Raw genomic sequence first — 23,778 nt, 5'->3', positions numbered from 1 at the left:
TCCGGTGGTGCCGTCGCTTCCCACACGGTGCCGCCGCCCTGTTCCGGTCACCCGCCCTCCGGCTCCACCCGGAGTCGCGTGGACCGGCCCGCACGTTTGCTCGGCCCTGTCCGCGTCCCGCCCGGCTTCGCCGCGCCGCGTCCCGCGTCCCGCGTCCGTCTCCGGCGCGGCGGAGGCGGAGGCGGAGGCGGGGCGGGGGCGAGCCTCCCGCGAACCGTCCGCCCCCGGACGTTAGGCCGCCCCGTATTCGGGCACCCCGGCGGACAAGTCACCCCTACGGCCCGTATGTCACGGGTGCGGCGGACGTCGCGACCCGTCGGGCGGTACCGGGTGTCCGCTCGCGACCCAGGAGGTAGCCGTGCGTGCAGTTGTCTACCAGGAGCCCTTCAACGTAGCGGTGCAGGACGTCCCCGACGCCCGGATCGAGCAGCCCACCGACGTGGTCATCAAGGTGACCACCGCGGCGATCTGCGGTTCCGACCTGCACATGTACGAGGGCCGGACGGGTGCCGAGTCCGGCATCGTCTTCGGCCACGAGAACATGGGAATCGTCCAGGAGGTCGGCTCGGGCGTGGCCCGGGTGCAGAAGGGCGACCGGGTCGTACTGCCGTTCAACGTGGCGTGCGGCTTCTGCGAGAACTGCCTGGGCGGTTTCACCGGCTTCTGCCTGACCGTGAACGAGGGCTTCGCCGGGGGCGCCTACGGATACGTCTCCATGGGCCCCTACCGCGGCGGGCAGGCAGAGTACCTGCGCGTCCCGTTCGCCGACTTCAACTGCCTCGTGCTCCCCGCAGGTGAGGAGCACGAGGACGACTTCGCGCTGCTCGCCGACATCTTCCCCACCGGCTACCACGCGACGGAGCTGGCGAAGGTCGCGCCCGGGGAGACGGTGGCGGTCTACGGCGCGGGACCCGTCGGGCTGATGGCCGCCTACTCGGCGCTGCTGCGCGGCGCGTCCGAGGTGTACGTCGTCGACAAGCAGCCCGACCGGCTGCGGCTCGCGGAGGAGATCGGCGCGATCCCGATCGACTTCAGCCGGGGCGACCCGGCCGAGCAGATCAAGGAGCGGACCCGCGGCGAGGGCACCGACAAGGGTGTCGACGCGGTGGGCTACCAGGCGACCGCCGCGGAAGGCGAGGAGCAGCCCGCGGTCGTCCTGAACGGCCTGGTCGAGACCGTGCGCCCGACCGGAATGATCGGTGTCGTCGGCCTCTACCTGCCGCAGGACCCAGGAGGACCGACCGAGAACGCCAGGAAGGGCGAGCTGCTCTTCAAGGCGGGCAAGTTCTTCGAGAAGGGCCTGCGGATGGGCACCGGCCAGGCGAACGTCAAAGCGTACAACAGGCAGCTCCGCGACCTGATCGTCGCGGGCCGGGCCGAGCCGAGCTTCCTGGTCAGCCAGCGCCTCCCGCTCGCGGACGCCCCCGAGGCCTACGAGCGCTTCGACAAGCGCGAGGACGGCTGGACGAAGGTCCTGCTCAAGCCGGGGATGAACGGCTCCTCCTGAGCCCGTCGCCGGAGGGCCGAGGCTCCCCCGACCAGCGACTCCGGCCCCGGGCCCGGGTGCCGCGCCCGGAGTCGCCGGCCGGGCGGGCCGGGGCCTTCCGGCGGGTGCCGCGCCCGGTCCGGGCCGGGGCCGACCCGCGTCCGTCAGCGCAGCTCGAACCGCTCCGCCCAGGCGGCGACATCGGCCGTGGTGGCGTTGCCGCCGCACAGCACCAGCCCCAGCCTCGCTCCCCCGCCCACCCGCTCACGTACCCGGCGGGCCGCCGGCAGCAGGCATCCGGCGGCGGGCTCGGCCCACACCTTGGCGTGCTCGGCGAGATCGAGCGTGCCGCGCACCGCCTCGGCGTCCGGGACCACGAGGACCTCGTGGACCAGCGCGGACACGTGCGCGTAGGTGAGCGGCGAGACGCTGGGGGCGCTGAGCGTCGAGACGATCGACGACAGGGCCACCGGCATCGGGCCGCCCTTGGTGAGCGCCTCCGACATCGCCTGGGCGCCCTCGGTCTCCACCCCCCAGACGCGCACGTCCGGTCGGCGGGCTCGCAGCGCCGCGGCGACGCCCGAGATCAGCGCGCCCCCACCGATGCTGACCAGGACGTCCGTCAGCTCCCCCGCGTCCTCGGCCAGCTCCAGTCCCACCGTGCCCTGCCCCGCCACGACCACCGGGTCGTCGAAGGGGTGCAGCAGCGTCATGCCCTCGGACTGCATCTGCCCCATCAGCGCGAACGCGGCGTCCATCCCGTCGCAGAGCCGCACCCGCGCCCCGGCGGCCTCGGCCACCTCCACGGCGCGGGCGGGGGCCGAGCGCGGCATGACGACCGTCGCGCCGACGTCCAGCGCCCGCGCCATCACCGCGACGGCGATCCCGTGGTTGCCGCCGCTCACCGCCACCACGCCCGCCGCCCGTTCCGCCTCGTCCAGCGCCAGCAGCTTGGCCGCCGCTCCGCGCGCCTTGAACGAACCAGTGCGCTGGAGCAGCTCCAGCTTGGCGGAGACGGGGGCGCCGAGCAGTTCCGACAGTCCGGGGGAGGCCACCGTCGGCGTCCGCAGGACGTGCCCGGCGATCCGCCGGGCTGCTGCCTCGATGTCCGAGAGCTCGATCACGGCCGTTGCCTTCCTGCTCGGGGGACCCGCGGTAGTGCGCGGCGCACGCCGCCCGCGTCTCGCGCACCCTGCCGGTTCCGGCCCGCCGACCCGCCGACCCCGAACCGGGCGCGCTGCGGAAACCGTACCGACCGCTGCACGCCCGCCCCGCGTCGAGGGGGAGCCCGGCACCGGCCGTGCCGCCGGCGCGGAAGACGGCGTACGAGGGGGCAGCAGGAAACCCCCGCGACGCCGCCGGAAGGGGAGCGCCGGGCGACGGATTGCGACGGCGGGCAACAGTACGGCAACTGAGGGTGTGTCGGGCAGCGTCCTCTGATAGTCGTGAGCACCGGGGCGGATGCCCGGTGCGGTGGCTCTCGGCGCCGCAGGGGAGGGGAGGCACATGGACACGACCACGCGCGCGGAGGTCATCGCCTTCGAGCAAGGAGCGGTGGACCACGCCTACGACTGGTACCACGCGAAGCTCGCGGAGCTGACCGGTTCGTCGGCGGCCTCCGCCTCGGCCAGCGGCAAGGACGGCATCGCCAACAGCGCCGAGACCGAGTCCCGTGCCGAGGCCTACGACGGACTCGGTGACGAGGCCCTGGTCATCAGCCGTGTGGACGTCAGCGGTGACCCCGAGTCGCAGAGCTTCTACGTGGGACGGCGCGGCGTCAGTGACAACGACGGCGAGCGGGTGGTCGTCCTGTGGACCAGCCCGGCCGCGATGTCGTGGGCCAGCACCCTGCCCGACTCTCCCGGAGACCTGCTGCTGCGGCGCAAGCTGCGCTGTACGCAACGTGTGGTGGAGGACTACTTCGACGAGATCGCCGTAGCCCGTCCGGCACCGGAACCGGCGCCCTCCGGCGCCCTCCCCGAGGCGGGGACCGCCGAGTCCCCCGCGTCGGGCCTCGTACCGCCCCAGCCGACACCGGGGGAGACGGCCGAGGGGACGGACACCGAGCCGTCACCGGAGCCCTCCGGCAGGAAGCCGGTCCCGCAACCGGGCCCGCCGCTGCCGCGCGTGCCGGCACCCGCTCCGACCCCGGCCGATGTCGCCGACCGGGCGCGCAGGAGCCCCGTGCAACCGGACGACTTCCTCCTCCGAGCGCTCCAGCGTGCGCGGCGCGGCGGCATGCGGGACATCGTCGAGACCATCCGCCGCGACCAGATGGCGCTGGTCACCGGCACGCCCTCCGACATCCTCGTGGTCCAGGGCGGGCCCGGAACCGGCAAGTCCGCGGTCGGCCTGCACCGCGTGACCTGGTTGATCAACAACGAGCACTTCACGGCGCAGGACATCCTCGTCGTCGGTCCGCACCAGGGCTTCCTCGACTACGTCGGCCGGGTGCTGCCCACGCTGGGCACCCGGGACGTCAACGCCGTCCAGCTCTCACGGTTGTGGGAGGGCGAGATCCTCGGCACCGACACCCCAGGCGCCCGTCTGGTGAAGTCCGACGAGCGGATGGCCACCGTCCTGAGCCGCCGGATCGAGCACGAATGCCGGCCCGAGGCCCTCGACAGCCTCACCAGCGCCCCGTCCTTCGAGGGCGACGAGGCGGCGTTCGCCGTCACGGCCGGCAGCACCACCCTGCGTGTCGCGCGCTCCGAAGTCCTCGCTCTCCTGGCGGACTCACGCGGTGGCGGCGGCGCCTACCGGGTGCGCCGCAACCGGTTCCGCAGCCTGCTCGTCGACCGACTGTTGCGAGAGCTGGTCGCCGTCGCCCCGCGGCGCAGCCGCGACCGCGCCATCCGCAGCGCTCTCGAGCGCAACCGTCGCGTCGAGCGCCTCGTCGAGCGTGTCTGGCCGTCCCCCGGCGCGAAGGAGGCGCTGCGCGGTCTCTACGAGTCGCCGGAACTGCTGCGCGCGTGCGCCGACGGGGTACTCGGCACCGAGGAACAGGCCGCCCTTCACCGCCCCCGGGCCGCGACCGCAGCCGAGGATTCCTGGACCCTCGACGACCACGTGTGCCTGGAAGAACTCCAGTTCCTCATCTCCGGGGAGACGCCGCGCAGGTACGGGCACATCGTTCTGGACGAGGCGCAGGATCTGACGCCACTGCAGGCTCGCTCGCTGCGCCGCCGGGTGGCGGCCAACGGTTCCATGACCGTGCTCGGCGACCTGGCCCAGGCCACCGGGCCCCACACCCCGACCGACTGGAACCGACTCGGCACCCTGTTGTCCGACCACGGTGACTGGTCCGTGTCCGAACTGAAGTTCAGCTACCGGGTCCCCGCCGAGATCATGGAATTCGTCGCCCCCCTCGCGCGGGTCGTCGCCCCGGCGACGGCCTCTCCGCGGGCCGTGCGCGAGGCCGGCCCGGACGCCGTGCGGAGGGTGGCAACCGAGCCATGGCGGCTCCTGGACGACATTGCCACCGAGGTCGGGCGCCTGGTCGGCACCGACGACGGGCACGCCCTGCGCTCGGTGGCCGTCATCGTCCCCGACGACTCCAGTTGGCTGACGGAGATCGCCCGCCATCTGGAAGAGGCCGTGGGGCTCTCCGACCGGGAACGCGAAGCGGTCTCCGTGTTCGCCGCCGCGCAGGCGAAGGGCATGGAGTACGACCACGTCCTCGTCGTCGAGCCCGCCACTCTCTCCGACCGCGGCCCTGCTGGGCTGCGCCAGCTCTACGTGGCCCTCACCCGCAGCACCCAGACTCTGACCGTCCTGCACACCGTCCCGCTGCCGTCCGTCCTCACCGACGGTCCCGCAGACGGACCGGGAGACGCAGACGACGGACCGGCGGGGAGCGCGACCGGCGCTGCCGCGGACCCGCAGCCCGGGATCGGTTCGGGTCCCGGGGCGGACTCGGCCGACGTGCCCGAGGTCGGGACCGATCTACGGGTCCGGGTACTCGGGCACACCACCGGCGGCAACTACCGGGTCGAGGCGGTCTCGCCACCGCTGGACCGGACGATGCTGCTCGCGGTCCGCCATGGACGCACGCCACCGGCCGTGGGAGCGGAGCTGGACGGCTGGATCCTCCGCCATGACTCCAACGTCAGCTTCGTCACGCTCGACGAACGCGGGCGAAGCCCTCTCTCCGAGCGGATGGCCGGCCGCTACCTGGCGGCGCTCGACGCCATGGACGCGCTCGCCCGGGGAGAGGTCCCGGACGACGCGCGGGGCCACTTGTCCGAGCTGAAGGGCATGGCGAACCGCTGCCTGCGCCGCGACCAGCACGACTGGCTGGCCGTCTGGCGGCTCCTCGGTTCCCCGGACCGTCCCCGCCTCCACCAGCTCCGCGAGCTGGCCGTCCGGACCAACCGATCTGTCGCCGAGGAAGGTTGCGACGCGCAGCGGCTCCGGATCGAGCTGGAGCGGAGCGGTTGGGCGGACGGCCTGGCCGAGGCCCGGCGCACGCTACGCGGCCACCCGTCCCTCCGCGGCGCCCTCGAGTCCGGGCCGTCGGATGCCCCGGATGCCGGTTTACCGCACCCCGGCTCTTCGGTGCCCGCCGCCCCGGAGCCCACCGATCCCGCCTCCGGCCGTCCACAGCCCGACGGTTCTCCCCCGACCGCCGCTTCCCCGCGCCGGCCCGAGCGACAGGAGCACGACACCATGCCCATGACCACCGACACGTCGCCCGGCACCGCGACCACTTCGCCGCCCGGACCGGCGGCGTACCTGCTGCCTGCCCTGGAATCCTCCGCCGCAGCCGGCCGCACGTGCAAGACCCACGAAGCGGTGCGCTTCGAACTGATGGCGGCGCTCCTGCGCGCGGACCGGCAGCCGTCCGACTCGGTCGTCGTCGATGTCAGTTGTGCCAACGGGGACTCGGAGGACCTCTACGAGGTCCTCGGTGCCGACCGCCGCACCTATCCCGATCTGCGTGCGGGAGCCGTCCGTCTCCTGGAGCTCAACCACACGCTGCCCGCACCGGCCGACCGCCTGCATCTGGTCCTGTCCGGCCCGCCCGCGGACGCCTGGGCCCCCGGCACCGTGCACGCGCTCTTCGGCGTCCACGTCCTGTGGCGCACCCCTGGCGGCTGGGACGGTCCGGAGGCCGAGCGCCTGACGGCGCCGATCACCTGACGAACACGGGACAGCTCCGGGACGGCCCCCGTGCTCGGGCGAGCAGACGGAAGGACCGACCGGGCAGGGTGTGACGCACGCCACTCCCCCGGGGAGTCGCGCGAGGGCCGCCTGTTCTGTCGTGTGGGGCGACCGTGCCGGCACAGGAGGAACACATGGAGGTCGTAATGGTGGGCGCCGGATACGCCGGGGCTCTTCGCGGCGAACCGACTGGCGAAGAAGGTCCCGCAGGCGCGGATCACCGTGGTCAACCCGCGACCCGACTTCGTCGAGCGGGTGCGGCTGCACGAGCAGATCGCCGGGACGGGACACGCCGCTACGCCTCTCCCGGAGATGCTGCGCGACGGAATCCACTCGCAGGTGGCGACCGTGGACACGATCGGCGACGGCAGCGTTGCCCCGGCACGGGGGACTCCCTGGACTTCGACCGTCTGTTCCTCACCGTCGGGAGCACGGTCTCGGCGCGGCCCGGTACCGGCCCGGTGGGCGCCTGGGAGGGGGCGGAGAACGCCCGCACCGCGCTGGCGGGCCTGCCCGCGGGAAGCTCCGTCTCCGTCGTCGGCGGCGGACTGACGCGCGTCGAGACCGCCGCCGCGATCGCCTACGGGCGCTCGGACCTGCGCGTGCGGCTCGTGGGGCAGACGCTCCTGCCGACCTTCTCGCAAGGGGCCCGCGGGCGGGTGCGCGCCGGCCTGGAACGCCTGGGGTGCCGGTGCTGGAGGACCCAGTGGTCGAGGTGCTGCCCGGCGCGGGTGAACGGAGTGCCGACGCGGTGCGACTGGCGTCGAACGAGCCGTTCGACTCGGACGTCGTCCTGTGGGCCGTCGTCGACGACCTTCCGGACCTGGCCGCGCGAAGCGGCCTGCAGGTCGATGACCGCGGACGGGCGATCGTCGATGAGGATCTGCGCAGTGTGAGCGACGGGCGCATCTCCGCCGTGGGGGACTGCACCGCCGTACCCGGCTCCCGGTCGTCCTGCCAGACGGCGGGCCGCAGGGAGCGCACGCGGCGGACACCCTGGCCCGGTTGGTCGCGAACCGCGGGCTCGACCGTACCCGCAGGGCTTCCTCGGCACGGCCCTCAGCCTCGGACGCCGCGATCCAGATGACCCGTCGGGACGACCGCGCACGCCGCTTGTTCCTCTCCGGCCGCCCCGAGGCACGGAAGTACGGCCGTTCCGGGTCTGTGGGAGGCGCGAGCCTTCCGGGAGGCACGGCGTCCTCGGGGCGGCAACGGGCGAAGCCCGCCCCGAGGAGGGGCGGGCTTCGACTGGAGCGCTGGGCAGGCCTTGCACCTGCATCTCTCCGCAGGAAGCGGAGCGTCTTTCCTTGGACCACCAACGCGTGTACGAGTCGGGGGAGTTGCTCACCTTTCCGACAAGATCAAGTGTAGCGCATCCCGCCTGTCCGGTGAAGTCGGGGCAGCCCCGCGAGGCCCACCCGCTGCCGCAGGCGGCCGGACCGGGTCGGCCACACCCTCCTCAGCCGAGTGGGCGGACCTGCACGTCGCGGAACCGGACGTCGGAGCCGGTGTGGTGGTTCTGCAACCCGACGCGGCCCGAGCCGAGGTCCCGGTCGGGGCCGGCGCCCTCGCTGCCGAACTCGTTGACCCGGACGACCGGGAGGCGATTCGCACGCGCAGCGGGAGATCCGGTACGGACCCTCGAACACACCCCCTCCCCGGGGACGTGACGGCGGCGGTCGGCCGCGCACTCGTCCGGTCCGGCGAGCGGACCGCGTACGCCGTCCGGTCGAGCGCGGCCGCGGAGGACCTGCCGGCGGCCTCTTTCGCGGGCCAGCAGGACCGTACCTGAACGTCGTCGGCCCCTCGGAGGTCCTGCGGCACGTCGTCCGGTGCTGGGCCTCGCTGTTCACCGAACGGGCCGTGACCTACCGCCTGCGCAACGGCTTCGACCAGCGGAACGTGCTGATGGCCGTGGTCGTGCAGGAGAGGGTTTGCCCGCAGGCGGCCGGTGTCCTCTTCACGGCCGATCCCGTCACGTCCGACCGGAAGGTGACCTGCGTGGAGGCCGGGTTCGGCCTCGGCGAGGCCCTGGCCTCCGCCCTGGTGACCCCCGACGAGCCTGAGCCCCCGGATCTCGTCCCGCCCCGGGCCCGGCCCCGCGGGCGGGCGCGGCCCCGCGGGCGGGCGCGGCCCCGCGGGCGGGCGCGGCCCCGCGGGCGGGCGCGGCCCGCTCGACGTCCCTGGCGACGTCCCCTCGTGAAGGGCGGGGGAGCGCCCGGGCCGAAGCCCTCGCCCCGCCCGGTCCGGAGGCCGCCCCCGCCGCAGCCCGGCGGGCCGATGCGGCCCCCGGGCAGCCGGATCAGCGCAGCCCGGCGAAGAGATCGTCCTCGGGAACGGTCGCGCCGGTGGCATCTTTGACGCGTACGAAGGTCTCCAGGCCCATCAACTCGCCGAACCTCTCCTTGCCCATGCGCAGGAAGAAGATGTTCTCACCCTGACTGGCGTGCGCCGCCAGGGCGTCGAACTTCTGACCGCTGAACGCGGCGGTGTCCACCCACGTGGTGATCTCCTCGTCCGGGAGGCCGATCTCGGCCAGCGCGGCGGCTTCGGCCGGGTCCGGCTCCGGCATGTCCTCCTGGAACTCGCGCATGGTCTCCCCGAACCGCTGCATCAACGAACGGGGCATCGTCGTCCAGTACACCTTCGGAGTCAGCGCCGTCATCTCCAGCGCGGCCATCGTGATGCGGTGGGCCTGGATGTGGTCCGGGTGGCCGTAGAAGCCGTTCTCGTCATAGGTGACGACGACATCGGGCCGGTAGTGCCGCAGGAGTTCCGCGAGTCGGGCGGCACCTTCCTCCACGGGGGTCCGCCAGAAGGAGCCGGGGGCGTCGTTGCTCGGCCAGCCGATCATCCCGGAGTCGGCGTAGTCGAGCATCTCCAGGTCGCTCACCCCCAGGGCCTCGCAACTCGCCGCGAGCTCGTGCCGGCGCATCGAGGCGACGGCCGCCGGATCGTGCCCGGGACCGCCCGGCTTGACGCCCCCCGGTCCGTCACCGCAACCGCCGTCGGTACACGTCACGAGGACCGTGCGGACGCCTTCCGCCGCGTAGCGCGCGAGGACACCTCCGGTGCCGGTGGCCTCGTCGTCGGGGTGGGCATGCACTGCCATGAGTGTCAAAGGCCGGTCCGTCATGAAAAACAGTCCTCCTGCGGAGCTACTTCCTGATCCGGGTGCGGGGCGGGCGCACCGCGTTGACGACGGGGCGGACGGCTGTGCGGCCTCCGTGCTCCCGCTCGTGCGGCGCCGATCCCTCGGATGCGAACGCGCTGTTGGGACCGGCTGTTCCCGTGCGGCCGCCCGGCCTTCCGGGACGGGCACGCGACGGACGCGACCCCGCTGCCGTGGCGGCCCCCGGCCGCGTCGCGCTACCGGGAGCCGGTGAGGACCAGGGCGACCGCGGCGAGCAGGACGGCGATGTCAAGGTTGAGGGCGCGGTGCTCCCACAGGACGGCCGCGATGCGCCAGCGACAGGAGGTTGGCCGGATGCCGTCCCTCCTTGCGGACCATGGTCACACCGTTCACCACGCAGAAGACCGCGAGCAGCACACCGCCGAGGACCGCCCCGAGGAAGCACAGCACCAGCAGCACGTCCGCGTGCGCCGGTTCGGCGACCACCAGTGCCACGCCCGTGCTGATCGCCAGCAGGCCCAGCAGTACGGCGTTGCGGAACATCCTGCGGTCCTTGCGCACGCTGTACGCGAACGCGGCGGCGAGCAGTACGGACGGAGTGAAGGCCAGCGTCGCGCTCACCATGGGGCCTCTCGACGGTTCGGTTGCGGCCCGTGATCTCCCGCTCTCCGCGCATGCCCACCGTAGAGGGGGCCGGCGGCCGGGGGGCTGCCGCCGCCGGAGGCTGCGCCGGTGGTTCCACAGCGCGCTGCCCGTGAGCAGCGCGAGCACGCACACCACCGACGCCACCTCCCGCCGTCTGGCCGGAGGCGTTGCCCGAGCTGTCGTCTGTCACGGCCCGCAGCGGCAGTCGCGAGCCGGAGCACCGCGACGGACTACTCGGCCTCTTCCCCCTCGGGGCGGCTTTCGATCTCCTGCAAGGTGACGTGCAGGTGGTGCTCCATCGCCGCGACCGCCTGCGCCGGATCACCGGTCAGCACGGCGTCGAGCAGTTCCTCGTGCTCGGTGGCCGAGCCCGCGGGGTCGGCCCCGGTGGCGAGGTAGCGCCGGTGGCTCTCCTCCCGGCTCTTGGCGAGTGAGCGCTCCAGGGCGTCCAGGATCTGGGTCAGGCTGACGTTGCCCGAGGCCGCCACCAGCGCCTGGTGGAAGGCGAAGTCCGTGCGTATGCGGGTGGGCATGTCGAGCGGGTCGGCGCGCTGCTCGGCGATCGCCTCACGGGCACGGGCGATGTGCGGCAGGGCCTGCGGCTTCTCCGGGCCCGCGAGGCGCTGCGCGGCGAGTCGGGCGCCGTGCACCTCCAGCGCTTTGCGGATCTCGGTGAACTCGATCAGGGCGCGTTTGTCGCGCAGGAACGCGAGCGCGACGAACTCCTCCACCGGCAGCGCGTTCGGCGAGGCGACGACGGCCGGCTTGCCCTGGCGGCGCTGCACAAGGCCGCGCGCCTCCAGCGTCTTCATCGCTTCCCTGAGGACCACCCGGCTCACCCCGAACCGTGCCGCGAGCTCACCTTCCGGAGGTAGTTGGTCACCCGGTGTGACGTCCGGGCCCACGCACAGTTCCTCGATGAACTCCGCGACCTGGGCGGTCAGCGAACGCGGCTGGGCGCGCATCCCGTCGCCCCGCGCCGTCGGCAGCGCGGATGCTCCCTCCGCCGTGTCTCCCAACGTCCTCGCCCCTTAGTCGAATCGGCCTTCACCTGTGAGCTTACTCAGTGGCTTGCGCGGTGCGTACGGACCGATGCCGAGCGTAGACGTTCGCCCGCAGGTGTTGACTACGTAGCAGCTTATATTACAAGCTTTCCCCGTTCGGCGGCGTGTGGAAGACCTGTCGCCGTCCGCACGCACGTGGCGACGGAGGGCGCAGTGAACAGCACCGACCAGCAGATCTGCATGGGCGCGTGGAACGGACCGGGGGCCGAAGCCGGTGCCGTGGCGCCCCCGATCTATCAGACGAGCCTCTTCACCAAGCCGACCTTCGAGGAGTTCGTACGGCAGCAGGCCGCCGAGCACGAGAACTTCGTCTACAGCCGCGGAACCAACCCGACGGTCGCCTTCCTGGAGGAGCGTCTTGCTCTGCTCGAGGGCGGCGAGGCCGCTAAGTGCTTCGCCTCCGGCATGGGCGCGATCAGCGCCGTCCTCGCCGGACTGCTCCGCAGCGGTGACCACGTGCTCTTCGTCAACACCGTCTACGGCCCGACGACCGAACTCGCCCGACACCTCGAGCGCTTCGGGGTCGAGCACACGGTCCTCACCGACCCGGCCGCCGACGTCGAGGAGCACGTCCGGGAGAACACGGCGCTCATCTACGTCGAGAGCCCGGGAACCATGCTCATGAAAGTCGTGGACGTCCGGGCGCTGACCACGGTCGCGCGACGCCGCGGCATCCGCACCGTCATGGACAACACCTGGTCCACACCGCTCTACCAGAAGCCGCTCGCGGCCGGCGTGGACCTCGTCGTCCACTCCCTGACCAAGTACATCGGCGGACACAGCGACGTCATCGGCGGTGCGGTGATCGGCTCCCGGGACCTGGTCCGCGCACTCTTCCACCAGGGCCACCAGTTGTTCGGGGCCGTCATGTCCGCGATGGAGGCGTCCCTCGTCCTCCGCGGACTGCGGACCCTCCCGGTGCGGATGGAGCAGCACCAACGCAACGCGCTGAGCGTCATCGACCATCTGCGCGCGCGCCCCGAGGTCGTCACCGTCCACCACCCGTACGCGGACCACAGCCCGGACGAGGACGTGATCACGTCCCAGTTCAGCGGCTTCTCCGGACTCCTCAGCTTCGAACTTCGGGAGGGCACCTTCGCGCGCGTCTCCCGGTTCATCGACGCCCTGAGCCTCTTTCGGATCGGCCCGAGCTGGGGCGGCTACGAGAGCCTCGTGACGTCACCGTCGCGCTCCACCGACGACCCGGCCTCCGCCCCGTGGCCTGGCCTGATCCGGCTCTCCGTGGGCCTCGAGGGCGCGCAGAGCCAGACCGATGACCTCGACCGGGCCTTCACCCGGATCGCCCGCTGACGGCGTCGCTACGCCCTCACCCACCCTGCCCGAGAGGAAACAATGAAGTTCCCACAGGACACGGCGTCGGCCGACGAGGCTGAGAACCGTCCGCTCCCCCGACCCCGCCCGGCCGTGGCGCTCATTCCGGTGGCCCTCACCGTGGTGATCCTCGTCGGCGGCATCGGGATCATGGAGTTCCCCGCGGAACTGATGCTCGTCTTCGCGGCCATCACGTTCACGATCTTCTCCGCCTGCCACGGCGTCGGCCTGGATCAGGTCCTCACGGACATGGGCGAGAAGATCAAGCGAGCCCTGACGGGCATCCTCATCCTGCTGAGCATCGGGATACTGATCGGCACCTGGATGATCGCGGGCACTGTCCCGCTCATGGTCGACTACGGCCTCGAAATCATCGACCCGTCGTACCTGTACGTCCTGTCCTTCGTGGTCACCGCCCTCGTGGCCACGTTCACGGGAACGTCCTGGGGCGCGGCGGGCACGGTCGGCGTCGCCCTGATGGGCGTCGCCTCCACGATGGACGTCTCACTGGCGATCACCGCCGGTGCCGTGGTGTCGGGTGCCTACTTCGGCGACAAGCTCTCACCGCTCTCCGACACCACGAACGTGAGCGCGCTGGCGGCCGGCGCCAACATCTACGAGCACATCCGGCACATGCTCTACACGTCGGTGCCGTCGTCGCTCCTCGCGACGGTGGTCTTCCTGATCGCCGGGATCTCGATCGACGCGGGGTCGGTCGACCTCGACGTCATCGACGGCACCGTCGACGAGTTGCAGGGACTCTTCACCCTCAACCCGGTACTGCTCCTGCCGCCTGCCGTGGTCCTCGTGGGCTCGATCATGCGCAAGCCCCCGCTGATCGTGCTCTTCCTGTCCTCGATGACCGCCGCCGTCCTCGCCGTCCTCGTCCAGGGCTTCAGCATCGGCGACACGCTGAACGCCGCCGTCTCCGGTTTCACCACCGACATGCTGACCTCCGACGTCTCGGACCCCCTCACCGAGTTGGTCAACCGCGGTGGCCTGCAATCGATGTACAGCTCGGCGTTCTTCGTCTTCTGCGCGTTCTTCTTCGCCGCGGCGCTGGAGAACTCCGGCGTGCTCCGCGTCCTGCTCAGCAAGCTGATCGACACGTTGCGCTCGACTGGCAGCCTCGTGACGGCCACGCTGCTCTCCGGCTTCACCGTCATCAACGGCACCTCGAACGCGCTGGTCACCTACTTCCTCATCAACGACCTCTACGGCGAAGCATTCCGGAAGCGGAACCTGCACCCGACCAACCTCTCGCGGAGCATGGAGGACTCGGTCACCCTCACCGAGGTCCTCATGCCCTGGACCGTCTCCGGCGCCTTCATCGCGGGGACGCTGGGCGTGGCGAACTTCGACTTCCTGCCATGGGCCGTCTTCTGCTGGAGCGGCATCGTCTTCTCCGCGCTGCTGGCCTACCTGTCGCCCGTCACCCGCGACTTCGGCATCCGCCGGCTGGAGCCGGAGCAGGGAGCGGAACCCCGCGAGGTGCCGGTCGAGAACTGACGCGCGCGTCGCCCGCTCCCGGCCCTGTGCCCCGGGCGGCCCCGGAACCAGCCGGCCTGGGGATGGCGCTCACGTCCCTCTAGCGGTACGCCTTCGGGCGTCATGGTTCCGGGGCTCTGTCGGTGGGGCTGCGCCCAGTGCGAGTGTCGCGCTGACCAGTGAGACGGCTGCGAGGGCGAGGAAGACTGCCGGGTACCCCCCGAGGGGCCCTGCGAGCGCGGTTCCGATGAAGGGTGCGAGGCCGGTGGCGAGAGTGACGGGGGCGCTGAGGATGCCGGTGAGGTGGCCGTAGTGGCGGGTTCCCCAGCGGTCGGGGACGGCGGTGGCCTGGAGCAGGGTGAGGTTGCCGCGCACGGCGCCCGCGAGTATCGAGAGGGCGGTCAACAGGGGGACCGGACCCGGAACGAGCGCGAGAGCTGCGGTGGTGAGGCTGCCCGCCGTGATGAGGAGGGTGGTGCGGGCCGTGACGCCTGTTCGGCGGGCGACGGGGGCGTAGAAGATGCGGCCGAGGGTTTGGCCGAGTCCGCCGAGCCCGAGTGCCCAGGCTGCTTCGGTTGGCGTGGCGCCGCGTTCGGTCATCAGGGGAACGAGGCCGATGACCACGGCGTAGACCGTGACAGCTGAGAACGTGAGCGCCAGGGCGAGCATGACGAAAGAGCGTGTTCCGGCGATGGGCCTGTCGGCGGCAGGAGCCGGCCCGGTCGCGCTGGACGCGGGTGGCGGCGGAGGCCAAGACGCGCGAAGAGCCAGTGCGTGGGTGGGGACGGTGATCAAGGCGAGGAGGAGGGCCAGGACGCCGTAGGTGGCACGCCAGCTGAGCTCTTCCACGAGCGCCGAGGTCAGGGGCGCGAAGAGCGTGCTGGCCAGCCCGCCGGCGAGGGTGACGAGCGTGAGGGCGCGGAGCCGGTCGGTGCCCCACCAGCGGGTCAGGGCGGCGAAGGCCGGCGGGTAGAAGGTCGCCGCCATCGCGACGCCGGCGCCCATCCAGCCTGCGACGAAGACGGCGAAGCCGGGGGCAGTGGCGATGACGCCGAGAGAGACCGCGGCAAGAACGGAGCCGGCCGTCATCACCGCTCGTGGACCCCGACGGTCCAGTTTCCGTCCGATCGGGATACCGGCGAGTGCGGAGACGAGGAGGGCGACGGAGAAGGCGCCGGTTGCTGCGGTGGGGGACCAGCCGGTGTCATCGGTGATATGGGTGAGAAGGACGGGGAAGGCGTAGTAGAGGACACCCCAGCTGGTGATCTGCGTGACGCACAGGGCGGGCAGCACGCCACGCGGTCGCGACCGGTCACCTGCCCCCGCCGCGACCGCGGTGGTTCCGGCGGCGTTCATCGGAGTTCAGCAGCCGCCACTCGCGGACACTGCGGGCGTGGTCTGAGGGTCGGTCGGGGCGCCGCAGCGGCCGCCTTCGTCCTCCTGCGCCGTATCGGGCTCGTCGAAGAGCCCGGCGCCGCCGCAGACTCCGGTCTCGGCCAGGATCAACTCGACTCGTGCGGCGGCTTCGTGGTCGCCTGCGAGGGCGGCGGCGACGGAGCGGACCTGCTCGTAGCCGGTCATGGCGAGGAAGGTGGGGGCGCGACCGTAGCTCTTCATGCCGACCAGGTAGACGTCCTGTTCGGGGTGGGAGAGCTCCTTGGCACCGTGGGGGTAGACGGTGCCGCAGGAGTGGACGTTGGGGTCGATGAGCGGGGCGACCTCGACCGGCGCCTGGAGCCGTTCGTCGAGAGCGATGCGCAGCTCGGAGATGGGGGAGAGGTCGGGGCGGAAGCCGGTGAGGACGATGACTTCGTCGACGGGGCCGAGTCGCCGTCCGTCGTCCGCGGTCAGTACCAAGCGGCCTCCGTCCGAGGCGACTTCGGCCGTGCGGAAGCCGGTGACGGCAGTGGCGTATCCGTCGTCGACGGCTGCCCTGGCGCGCAGGCCGAGGGCGCCTCGTGCGGGAATCTGGTCGGCGTCGCCGCCACCGAAGGTGTTCCCCCCGATGCCGCGGCGCAGCACCCAGCTGGCGTGTGTACCGGGGGCTTGCTCGGCGAGGCGGGCCAGGCCGGCGAGGACGGTGAACGCGGAGGCGCCCGAGCCGACGACGGCTGTGCGCTTTCCCGCGTAACGGTCGCGTACGGCTGGGTCGTTCAGGTCGGGCACCCGGTAGGAGATCTGCCCGGCCGCCCGGCCTTCACCGAGTGCGGGAAGGCCGTCGCCGCCCAGCGGATTGGGGGTGTCCCAGGTGCCTGAGGCGTCGAGGACGGCGCGTGCGCTGACACGCTCCTCCGTCCCGTCGGCCGTGGTGAGGTGCAGGACGAAGGGTTGCCCCTCGCGGTCGGCGTCGACCACGCGGTCCCGGCCTGCACGGGAGACGCCGGTGACGCGGGCACCGAACCGCACCCGCTCACCCAGGACTTCGGCCAGCGGCTGGAGGTACTGCTCCGCCCAGTCCGCGCCGGAGGGGTAGCCGGCCCCGTCAGGGCGGCTCCATCCCGTGGGCGTCAGGAGCTCCTCGGCCACGGGGTCGATGACCTCGTCCCAGGTCGAGAAGAGCCGCACGTGGCCCCAATCGCGCACGGCGGTGCCCGCAGTGGGGCCCGCTTCCAGGACGAGGGGTTCGAGGCCGCGCTCCAGGAGGTGAGCGGCGGCGGCCAGCCCGGTGGGACCGGCACCGATCACCGCGGTCGGCAAGGGGGCGTCAGCGGACGTGGTCACGTCGCTTCTCCTCTACTTCGACGGGCATTGATCTCGCGACGCCCAGAATGACACTTGTATCGACAGGCGTCAACATAGATAGAAATCTAATCAGGGATCGGGGGTGCCCGTTGCCCGCCTCTGACGGAGCGCCCCCTCACGGCGGATGAAGCCACGCGGACTCCCGCGACGTTCACGGCGCTCCCGTCCGGCTGCGGCTGTTCTCCCGGGTCGCTTCACACCAGGTGGGGAGCCTCCCCGGAAACATCGGCAGCCCGGCCCCGCGCCAGTGCGTGGGCTTCCGCTCCATCGGCCGTCGCGAGCGCACCGGGTGCCATCGCGGGGCCCGGCAGGACGTGGCGCCGGCCGAGCGCCGCAGCGCCGTCGTCAGCTGAGCCGCTCGGTCATGTCGCGGGTGGCCTCGCGGGCGGGTCGGCCCACGCCGACGAGGGCGCGTCCGTCGATGCCGTCGGCGAGGAAGCACGGGGGACGCCCCACGTGCCGGTGCCGGTCTCCACCCGCAGCAGTCCGCCCTCGCGGTGTACGACGCGGGTGCGGGCCGACTCCTGCCTTCCCGCCGAAGGCGGTTCAGGCGCGGTGAGCGCGAGAGCCGGCGTTCACTCCGTGTCGTCCGGGCATTCGAGTCGGTAGCCCATGCCGCGGATGGTGTCGATGGTGCAGCAGCAGGAGTCGACAGTGGCGAGTTTCGCTCTGAGCCGCTTGACGTGGACGGTGAGGGTGTTGGTGTCGGTGACTTCCGAACCCCAGAGTTCACGCAGTACCTGGGTGCGCGAGACGACCTGGTTGGGATGCTGCATGAGATAGCGCAGCAACGCGAATTCACGCAGCGGCAGCTTGACCAGCCGCCCCCTGACACGTACGTGCAACCCGGCGGGATCAAGCTCGATGTCACCGACGCGCAGACGCTCGGCCGGGTCACCGGAATCGGACGTGCGGCGCAGCAGGGGGAGGAGTTCCGCGAGCCGGTAGGGGCGGGCGACGAGTGCGGTGGCCCCCGCGGACAGCGCCCCGACCGCCTCTGCGGCATGTTCTGTCCCCACGCCGATGACGACGGGTGAGGAGCTGAGCCGGAGAAGAAGCCCGGTCACGGTGGCCGCGTCCACCACGGGCAGAGGCGCCCCGAGCAGCACCATGGCCGGCCGTCCGATGCCCGCTTGCAGCAGGGCCTCGGCCCCGTCCCGGCAGACCGTCACGGATATCCCGGCAGCGGTCAGGCCGGCGGCGACCTCTGCGGCGAGCGTCTGATCCGCCTCTGCCAACAGCACTGAGGCGCCTGCCCCGACCGTTGTCCGGTGGCTGCTGCGGTTGCCGGGTTGCGGCTCGGCTTCGGGCGTCACCGTGGTCATCCTTCCCCTTTCCGAGATAAGCCGTGGGGCGTCTTCCGAGAGAAGCCGTGGGGCGTCGCCCCCTGCGGGCGCGCGTCAGCCGAACCGGCCGGTGATGTAGTCCTCGGTGCGCGGGTCGGCCGGGTTCTCGAAGATCCGCTGGGTGGTGTCGTATTCGACCAGGCTTCCGAAGCGCTGGCCGTCGTCGGCGTCGGTTCCCGCGGTGAAGAACGCGGTGTAGTCCGAGACGCGCGCGGCCTGCTGCATGTTGTGCGTGACGATGACGATGGTGTAGGAGCGCGACAGGATGTCCATCAAGTCCTCGATCCGCGCGGTGGCGATCGGGTCGAGTGCGGAGCAGGGCTCGTCCATGAGGATGACCTCGGGCTTCACCGCGATGGCCCGCGCGATGCACAGGCGCTGCTGCTGCCCGCCGGAGAGTGCCAGGGCGCTGTCCTTGAGCTTGTCCTTGACCTCGTCCCACAGCGCCGCGCCGGTGAGGGCCTCTTCGACGATGTCGTCCAGGTTCTCCTTCACGCCGTTGACGCGGGGGCCGTAGGCGATGTTGTCGTAGATGGCCTTGGGGAACGGGTTGGGTTTCTGGAAGACCATGCCGATGCGGCGGCGCACCTCGATCGGGTCGACTTCGGCGCCGTAGAGGTCCTCACCGTGGTAGGAGACGTTCCCGGCCACCCGGGCGCCCGGGATGAGGTCGTTCATCCGGTTGAAGCAACGCAGCACGGTGGACTTGCCGCACCCCGAAGGACCGATCATGGCGGTGATCTGGCGGTGGCCCACGGTCATCGAGACGTCCCGGACGGCCTGGTGGCTCCCGTACCAGATGTCGAGACCGGAGACCTCGAACACGGGATCGGCGAGGGAGGGCTCGCTGCGGGTGTGGCGGCGTCCCCCGACGGTGACGGCCAGGCCGCCGGCTTCCCGGCGGTCCGTCGCCGTCGCCGGAAGCGGGCATGCAGGCGACGTGGAAGGGGCGGTGTCGGACATCGGTGCTCCCCGGTGGGTTGCGGCAGGACCCTGCGCGGACGAGGCGGGTACGGACGGAGTGGGCATGGCAGTCACCAGCGCTTGCTGTAGCGGTTGCGGAGCCAGATGGCGGCGCCGTTCATCAACAGGAGCAGACCGAGCAGCAGGATGATGGCGGCGGAAGCCAGGTGGTGGAACTCCTCCCGGGACTGGCTGATCCAGTTGTAGATCTGCACCGGCAGCACCGTGTAGGAGCTCTGCAACCCTTCGGGGTTGAACATCACGAAGGTCACTGCGCCGAGCATGATCACGGGCGCCGCCTCGCCGATGGCGCGCGACAGGGCGAGGATGGAGCCGGTGGCCATGCCGGGGACCGCGGCCGGCAGCACCTGGCGGCTGACCGTCTGCCAGCGGGTGGCGCCCAGCGCCAGCGAGGCATGACGGATGGACTGCGGAACAGCTCTGATGGCTTCTCTGGAGGCGATGATCACTACGGGCAGTACCAGCAGCGAAAGCGTCATAGCAGCGGTGAGCACCGTCGTGCCGAGTCCGAACTGGCGGGCGAGGAGGCCGAGCCCCAGGATGCCGTAGATGATCGACGGCACCGCGGCGAGATTCTGGATGTTCAGCTCGATCACACGGTTGTACCAGCGCTCGGAGTCGGCGTACTCCTCCAGGTAGATGGCGGCCATGACGCCGGTGGGCAGGCAGAACAGAGCGGTGAAGCTGATCACCCAGATCGTGCCCATGATGGCCGACTGCGCACCGGCCGTCTCCGGCTTGGTGACGGAGGGGAAGTTGGACCACAGCCGGGAGTCCAGCCGGGGCGCTGCCTCGATGGCCACGTAGGTGAGCAGGGAGAGCAGGAAGATGACGCCGACGGAGAGGCAGCCCAGCAGGAGCCAGCGGAAGATGCTCTCCCCGGGGCGGAAGCCCGGCCCGACAAGGCTGGGCCGCCCAGTGGGCGCGGCTGCGGGTTCCTCGACGAGAGTGGGGGTGCTCATTCGTACACCTCCCGGTATTTGCGAACCAGTCGGATGCTGACCATGTTCATCGCGAATGTCGCCAGGAACAGGAGTGCACCGACCGCGAAGATCGTGTTGTACGAGATCGAGCCGACCGGTACGTCTCCGGAGGCGGCTCGGGCGATGAACGCGGTCATGGTCTCCATCTCGACCAGGGGGTTGAGGGTGAACTGGGGCTGGGAGCCGGCGGCGATCAGCACGATCATCGTCTCGCCGACGGCTCGGGAGATGCCCAGCACACAGGCGGCGACGATTCCGGAGAGAGCTGCAGGGACCACGACCCGCACGGAGACCAGCCGCTTTCCCGAGCCGAGCGCGTAGGCGCCGTCTCGTAGCGAGTGCGGGACCGCGGACATGGCGTCCTCGGTGAGCGAGGCGATCGTCGGGACGATCATCACGCCCATGACGAGTCCCGCTGCCAAGCCGTTGCGGACCTCAAGCACCCAGCCCTCGGGGAAGATGTCCCGGAGCAGCGGCGTGACGAACGCAAGGGCGAAGAAGCCGTAGACCACGGTGGGGATGCCGGCGAGGACTTCGAGGCTGGGCTTGAGCAGCTTGCGGGTCCGAGGGGCGGCGTACTCGCTGAGGTAGACGGCCGCGCCCACTCCGACGGGGATGGCGACCAGCAGCGCCGTCACGGTGATGACCAGGGTGGCCGCCACCAGGGGGAGGACTCCGAAGCTCTTGTCGGCGAAGAGCGGCGTCCAGGCCGTGTCCGTGAAGAACTCCACCGGGCTGACCAGCGTGAAGAAGTCGACGGCCGGCGGGATGAGCGAGACGACGATGCCGATGGTGGTGGCCACCGAGACCAGCGCCGCAGCCAGTAGCAGAGTCTTGATCACGGCTTCGCCGTGCCGGGGGCGGCTCCGCCGCAGGGACCGGCTCGCGGTCCCTGCGGCGGGCGCCTCGGTCGGGCTGGTCACTCGGAGGCCTTCTTCAGCGTTTCGAGGGAGTTCTCCAGCTCCTTCTCCTGCCCGGCGTTGAGCGGGATGAACTGTGCCTGCTCGGCGATGTCCGCGTGGTTGTCGACGTAGAACTCGACGAAGTCCAGGACCTGCGGCTTCTTGAGCCCGGCATCCGACGGATAGATGTAGAGCTGACGGCCGAGCGGCGCGTAGCTCCCGTCCTGGGTCGACTCCACACTGGGGGTCACACAGCCTTCGCCCCCGTCGATGTCGAGGAGCTTGAGGTTGTCGGCGTTCTCCTCGTAGTAGGAGAAGCCGAAGTAACCCATCCCGCCCTTGGAGCCGGACACGCCCTGGACGGTGACGTTGTCGTCCTCACTGCCGCTGTAGTCGGTCCGCGAGGCTCCCTCTTCACCGTTGATGGCATCGGTGAAGTAGTCGAACGTGCCGGAGTCGGTGCCCGCACCGAAGAGCTTGAGGGGCTCGTCGGGGAACTCGGGGTCGACCTGGTCCCAGTTGTTCACCTTCGAGTCGGGTTCCCAGATCTTCTTGAGCTGCTCCGTCGTGAGGCACTCCACCCAGTCGTTGTCCTTGTGAACGACCACGCTCAGAGCGTCGTTGGCAATCGAGAAGCGCTCGTACTTGACGTCGTTCTCCCCGCAGGTAGCGATCTCCTCGTCCTTGATTTCCCGGGAGGCATCCGAGATGTCCGTCTCGCCGACGCAGAACTTCTTGAACCCCCCACCGGTGCCGGAGGTGGCCACGGTGACCTGCACACCGGGCTGCTCGGCGGCGTAGATCTCGGCAGCGGCGCTGGTGAGTGGGGCGACAGTGCTGGAACCGTCGATCTGGACCTTCCCTGACAGCTCCTCACCGTCTCCGTCACCACTGCTTCCTGCGTCGTCACCGCCGCACGCCGACAGGGCGAGGGCCGTGGTGAGGGTGAGGACTGCTGCCCCGAGGGTCTTGCTGCGGCCGTGGAACACTCTCACGTATTCGATCCTTGGGCTCGGGCCGGTAGGCGCTTCCGGCGTGGAGGGGAGATGTGGGGCACCCCGCGAACACTTAGATCGAAGCCCGCCTATATGAACACGCGGTGTACGGGTCGTGTCATGAGACCAAACCATAGCCGTGTATCTATATAGACGATCACCTTTCCATGGGCGGGCCCACGGAAGGGTTCGGGAGGGTGAAAGCAAGGGCCCGCCGCCTCGAATCGAGGAGGCGGGCCCTTGTGGGGAAGTCAGCCGACGGGGTGGTCCAAGAGGTCCCGCACTGCGCGCAGGCCTTCGGGGTCCACGGAGAAGTACGACCAGGTCCCGCGCCGTTCGCGCCGGAGCAGGCCGGCGCCCGTCATGATCTTGAGGTGGTGGCTCACTGTCGGCTGACGCAAGCCGAGGCAATCCGTGAGGTCGCAGACGCAGGCCTCTCCCTCAGGCGCCAGCTGGATGAGTCTGAGCAGTTGAAGGCGAGTGGGGTCGGCGATCGCCTTCAGTCTGCTTGCCATCAACTCCGCCCGCTCGCGATCGATCAGCGAACAAGCCAGTCCGGCGACACACTCGCCGGTTTCGCTCTCCGGCGGATCCTCGACGGCGGAGGAAGGCGTGACAGTGACACTCATCTATCCAGATTACGTCGTGCAAATCGTACCTACGTCACATTTTACCCGAGTAAGGATGAGTTCACTTGGCGTTCACTCGTCTCGCTGTGTGGGTAGGGGCGGTGTCCAACGGCCACGGGCGCTCAATGCGAGGACTCCGGGGATCACGTCATGTGGAGGGGCGGAGGGGTGGAGGTGCGGTCGCTCGTCGCCGCGCCCGCACGGGCGGCGAGACTGCCCGGTGCTGCCCTATGTAGTTCGATGCATATACCGTCGAAGGCATGGGTGAGGAGTGCGTGATCGAGGGGGAGCCCGAGGTGGGCTTGCCCCGCGTCGGCGGATCGTTCTGCTGACGGTCTTCCGCAAGACGCGTATGCGTGAAGCAGCCGGGATCGAACGAGCCCATCAGGCGCAGAAGGTCTGCGAGGCCGAGCACGAGTCGGCGCAACACCTCTATGACCGCACCAGGGAGGCGTGATGAACCACAGCCAGTGGAAGACGCGTCGCACCAGGCAGCTTCTGGGTGAAGCTGCCTGGTGCGACCAGGAGTATCTCGACGCCCGTCTTGCGGGAGACCTCGGGCAGGCGGTCCACGACCGTCGTGTCGAGCTGGGTCTGTCCCAGACAGAACTGGCTGAGCTCGCGGGAATGACCCAGCCGCAGGTGTCCCGCGTCGAAGGAGGTGACACGGTGCCCACGCTCCCGCTGCTGCGTCGCCTGGCCAAGGCCCTCAACGGCTCACTCAACGTGGCCCTGGGCTCAGGTGCCTCCCGCGTCACGTTCGTTCCCGACGCGGCCTGACGTCTGCGGCTCAATGGGCGAAATGGGCAGACTTCGCTCCGGTTGTGCAGGCACTCGTGGTTGCGAAGGGCCATCTGCTGCTGCTTCCCGAAGTGTCGTCGCTTGG

At 70.8% G+C, this 23,778-nt stretch carries 18 protein-coding genes and 2 pseudogenes; 8 read left to right on the top strand and 12 right to left on the bottom strand.

Annotated features, from left to right (window positions below; genetic code table 11):
• Positions 1–358: 358 nt before the first annotated feature.
• Entirely contained in the window at positions 359–1,507 is a 1,149-nt protein-coding gene (locus tag H300_RS0116645; protein ID WP_028428334.1) for a glutathione-independent formaldehyde dehydrogenase, read from the top strand.
• A 143-nt stretch (positions 1,508–1,650) separates the two neighbouring features.
• On the opposite strand, the gene H300_RS0116640 is transcribed toward H300_RS0116645, so the two are convergent.
• Entirely contained in the window at positions 1,651–2,610 is a 960-nt protein-coding gene (locus tag H300_RS0116640) for a threonine/serine dehydratase family protein (protein WP_028428333.1), read from the bottom strand.
• Positions 2,611–2,992: 382 nt separating this feature from the next.
• On the opposite strand from H300_RS0116640, the gene H300_RS0116635 reads away from it, so the two are divergent.
• The 3 genes and pseudogenes from H300_RS0116635 to H300_RS32505 form a co-directional block, all read left to right on the top strand.
• Positions 2,993–6,628, top strand: a complete 3,636-nt coding sequence (locus H300_RS0116635) for an ATP-binding domain-containing protein (RefSeq protein ID WP_028428332.1) — start codon at positions 2,993–2,995, stop codon at positions 6,626–6,628.
• 70 nt (positions 6,629–6,698) lie between these two features.
• The gene (locus tag H300_RS27330; protein WP_486583913.1) at positions 6,699–7,736 is read left to right on the top strand and encodes an FAD-dependent oxidoreductase; all 1,038 of its coding nucleotides are present in this window, start codon (positions 6,699–6,701) and stop codon (positions 7,734–7,736) included.
• A 495-nt stretch (positions 7,737–8,231) separates the two neighbouring features.
• Positions 8,232–8,707, top strand: a pseudogene (locus H300_RS32505) (PEP/pyruvate-binding domain-containing protein); the annotation flags it as partial.
• 244 nt (positions 8,708–8,951) lie between these two features.
• Here the strand turns inward: H300_RS32505 and H300_RS0116615 are convergent.
• The 3 genes from H300_RS0116615 to H300_RS0116605 form a co-directional block, all read right to left on the bottom strand.
• Positions 8,952–9,785: a PIG-L family deacetylase gene (locus tag H300_RS0116615; RefSeq protein WP_028428330.1), complete on the bottom strand. Its 834-nt coding sequence runs from the start codon at positions 9,783–9,785 to the stop codon at positions 8,952–8,954.
• A 285-nt stretch (positions 9,786–10,070) separates the two neighbouring features.
• On the bottom strand, positions 10,071–10,406 hold the full coding sequence (locus H300_RS0116610) for a hypothetical protein (RefSeq protein WP_028428329.1): 336 nt from the start codon (positions 10,404–10,406) through the stop codon (positions 10,071–10,073).
• 251 nt (positions 10,407–10,657) lie between these two features.
• Entirely contained in the window at positions 10,658–11,446 is a 789-nt protein-coding gene (locus H300_RS0116605) for a FadR/GntR family transcriptional regulator (RefSeq protein WP_028428328.1), read from the bottom strand.
• Between the two features lie 198 nt (positions 11,447–11,644).
• On the opposite strand from H300_RS0116605, the gene H300_RS0116600 reads away from it, so the two are divergent.
• Both H300_RS0116600 and nhaC read left to right on the top strand, forming a co-directional pair.
• Positions 11,645–12,802, top strand: coding sequence for an aminotransferase class I/II-fold pyridoxal phosphate-dependent enzyme (locus tag H300_RS0116600; RefSeq protein WP_028428327.1), 1,158 nt, complete (start codon positions 11,645–11,647; stop codon positions 12,800–12,802).
• A gap of 42 nt (positions 12,803–12,844) precedes the next feature.
• The gene (gene nhaC / locus H300_RS0116595; protein ID WP_028428326.1) at positions 12,845–14,332 is read left to right on the top strand and encodes a Na+/H+ antiporter NhaC; all 1,488 of its coding nucleotides are present in this window, start codon (positions 12,845–12,847) and stop codon (positions 14,330–14,332) included.
• A 69-nt stretch (positions 14,333–14,401) separates the two neighbouring features.
• Here the strand turns inward: nhaC and H300_RS27325 are convergent, their stop codons facing one another.
• From H300_RS27325 to H300_RS0116550, 8 genes are all read right to left on the bottom strand, one after another.
• Complete coding sequence (locus tag H300_RS27325; RefSeq protein ID WP_051270110.1) at positions 14,402–15,667, bottom strand: MFS transporter; 1,266 nt, start codon at positions 15,665–15,667, stop codon at positions 14,402–14,404.
• 6 nt (positions 15,668–15,673) lie between these two features.
• A complete protein-coding gene (locus H300_RS0116585) occupies positions 15,674–17,032 on the bottom strand; it encodes an FAD-dependent oxidoreductase (RefSeq protein WP_028428325.1) in 1,359 nt (452 codons plus the stop codon).
• Between the two features lie 596 nt (positions 17,033–17,628).
• The gene (locus H300_RS0116575; protein WP_051270118.1) at positions 17,629–18,369 is read right to left on the bottom strand and encodes a response regulator transcription factor; all 741 of its coding nucleotides are present in this window, start codon (positions 18,367–18,369) and stop codon (positions 17,629–17,631) included.
• Positions 18,370–18,453: 84 nt separating this feature from the next.
• Entirely contained in the window at positions 18,454–19,362 is a 909-nt protein-coding gene (gene pstB / locus H300_RS0116570; protein ID WP_078516068.1) for a phosphate ABC transporter ATP-binding protein PstB, read from the bottom strand.
• A 71-nt stretch (positions 19,363–19,433) separates the two neighbouring features.
• Complete coding sequence (gene pstA / locus H300_RS0116565) at positions 19,434–20,345, bottom strand: phosphate ABC transporter permease PstA (RefSeq protein WP_028428322.1); 912 nt, start codon at positions 20,343–20,345, stop codon at positions 19,434–19,436.
• Entirely contained in the window at positions 20,342–21,289 is a 948-nt protein-coding gene (gene pstC, locus H300_RS0116560; protein ID WP_028428321.1) for a phosphate ABC transporter permease subunit PstC, read from the bottom strand. The genes pstA and pstC overlap by 4 nt, the downstream gene beginning before the upstream one ends.
• Positions 21,286–22,263: a PstS family phosphate ABC transporter substrate-binding protein gene (locus tag H300_RS0116555; protein WP_028428320.1), complete on the bottom strand. Its 978-nt coding sequence runs from the start codon at positions 22,261–22,263 to the stop codon at positions 21,286–21,288. Before H300_RS0116555 ends, pstC begins: the two co-directional genes overlap by 4 nt.
• A 251-nt stretch (positions 22,264–22,514) precedes the next feature.
• On the bottom strand, positions 22,515–22,892 hold the full coding sequence (locus tag H300_RS0116550; protein ID WP_078516066.1) for a metalloregulator ArsR/SmtB family transcription factor: 378 nt from the start codon (positions 22,890–22,892) through the stop codon (positions 22,515–22,517).
• A 301-nt stretch (positions 22,893–23,193) separates the two neighbouring features.
• On the opposite strand from H300_RS0116550, the pseudogene H300_RS30355 reads away from it, so the two are divergent.
• Both H300_RS30355 and H300_RS0116545 read left to right on the top strand, forming a co-directional pair.
• Positions 23,194–23,349: pseudogene (locus H300_RS30355) on the top strand (type II toxin-antitoxin system RelE/ParE family toxin); the annotation flags it as partial.
• On the top strand, positions 23,349–23,672 hold the full coding sequence (locus H300_RS0116545; RefSeq protein WP_028428318.1) for a helix-turn-helix domain-containing protein: 324 nt from the start codon (positions 23,349–23,351) through the stop codon (positions 23,670–23,672). The pseudogene H300_RS30355 and the gene H300_RS0116545, both read left to right, overlap by 1 nt.
• The last annotated feature ends 106 nt before the right edge of the window (positions 23,673–23,778 follow it).

Source organism: Streptomyces sp. TAA040, from assembly GCF_000424845.1.
Note: the sequence above shows the minus strand (reverse complement) of the source record. Positions and strands in the feature narration are given on the sequence as shown.

Coding starts and splice junctions, on each gene's coding strand:
- pstA (WP_028428322.1), bottom strand. CDS start 20,345: ATGAGCACCCCCACTCTCGTCGAGGAACCCGCAGCCGCGCCCACTGGG.
- H300_RS0116635 (WP_028428332.1), top strand. CDS start 2,993: ATGGACACGACCACGCGCGCGGAGGTCATCGCCTTCGAGCAAGGAGCG.
- H300_RS0116550 (WP_078516066.1), bottom strand. CDS start 22,892: ATGAGTGTCACTGTCACGCCTTCCTCCGCCGTCGAGGATCCGCCGGAG.
- pstB (WP_078516068.1), bottom strand. CDS start 19,362: ATGTCCGACACCGCCCCTTCCACGTCGCCTGCATGCCCGCTTCCGGCG.
- nhaC (WP_028428326.1), top strand. CDS start 12,845: ATGAAGTTCCCACAGGACACGGCGTCGGCCGACGAGGCTGAGAACCGT.
- H300_RS0116610 (WP_028428329.1), bottom strand. CDS start 10,406: ATGGTGAGCGCGACGCTGGCCTTCACTCCGTCCGTACTGCTCGCCGCC.
- H300_RS27325 (WP_051270110.1), bottom strand. CDS start 15,667: ATGAACGCCGCCGGAACCACCGCGGTCGCGGCGGGGGCAGGTGACCGG.
- H300_RS0116545 (WP_028428318.1), top strand. CDS start 23,349: ATGAACCACAGCCAGTGGAAGACGCGTCGCACCAGGCAGCTTCTGGGT.
- H300_RS0116615 (WP_028428330.1), bottom strand. CDS start 9,785: ATGACGGACCGGCCTTTGACACTCATGGCAGTGCATGCCCACCCCGAC.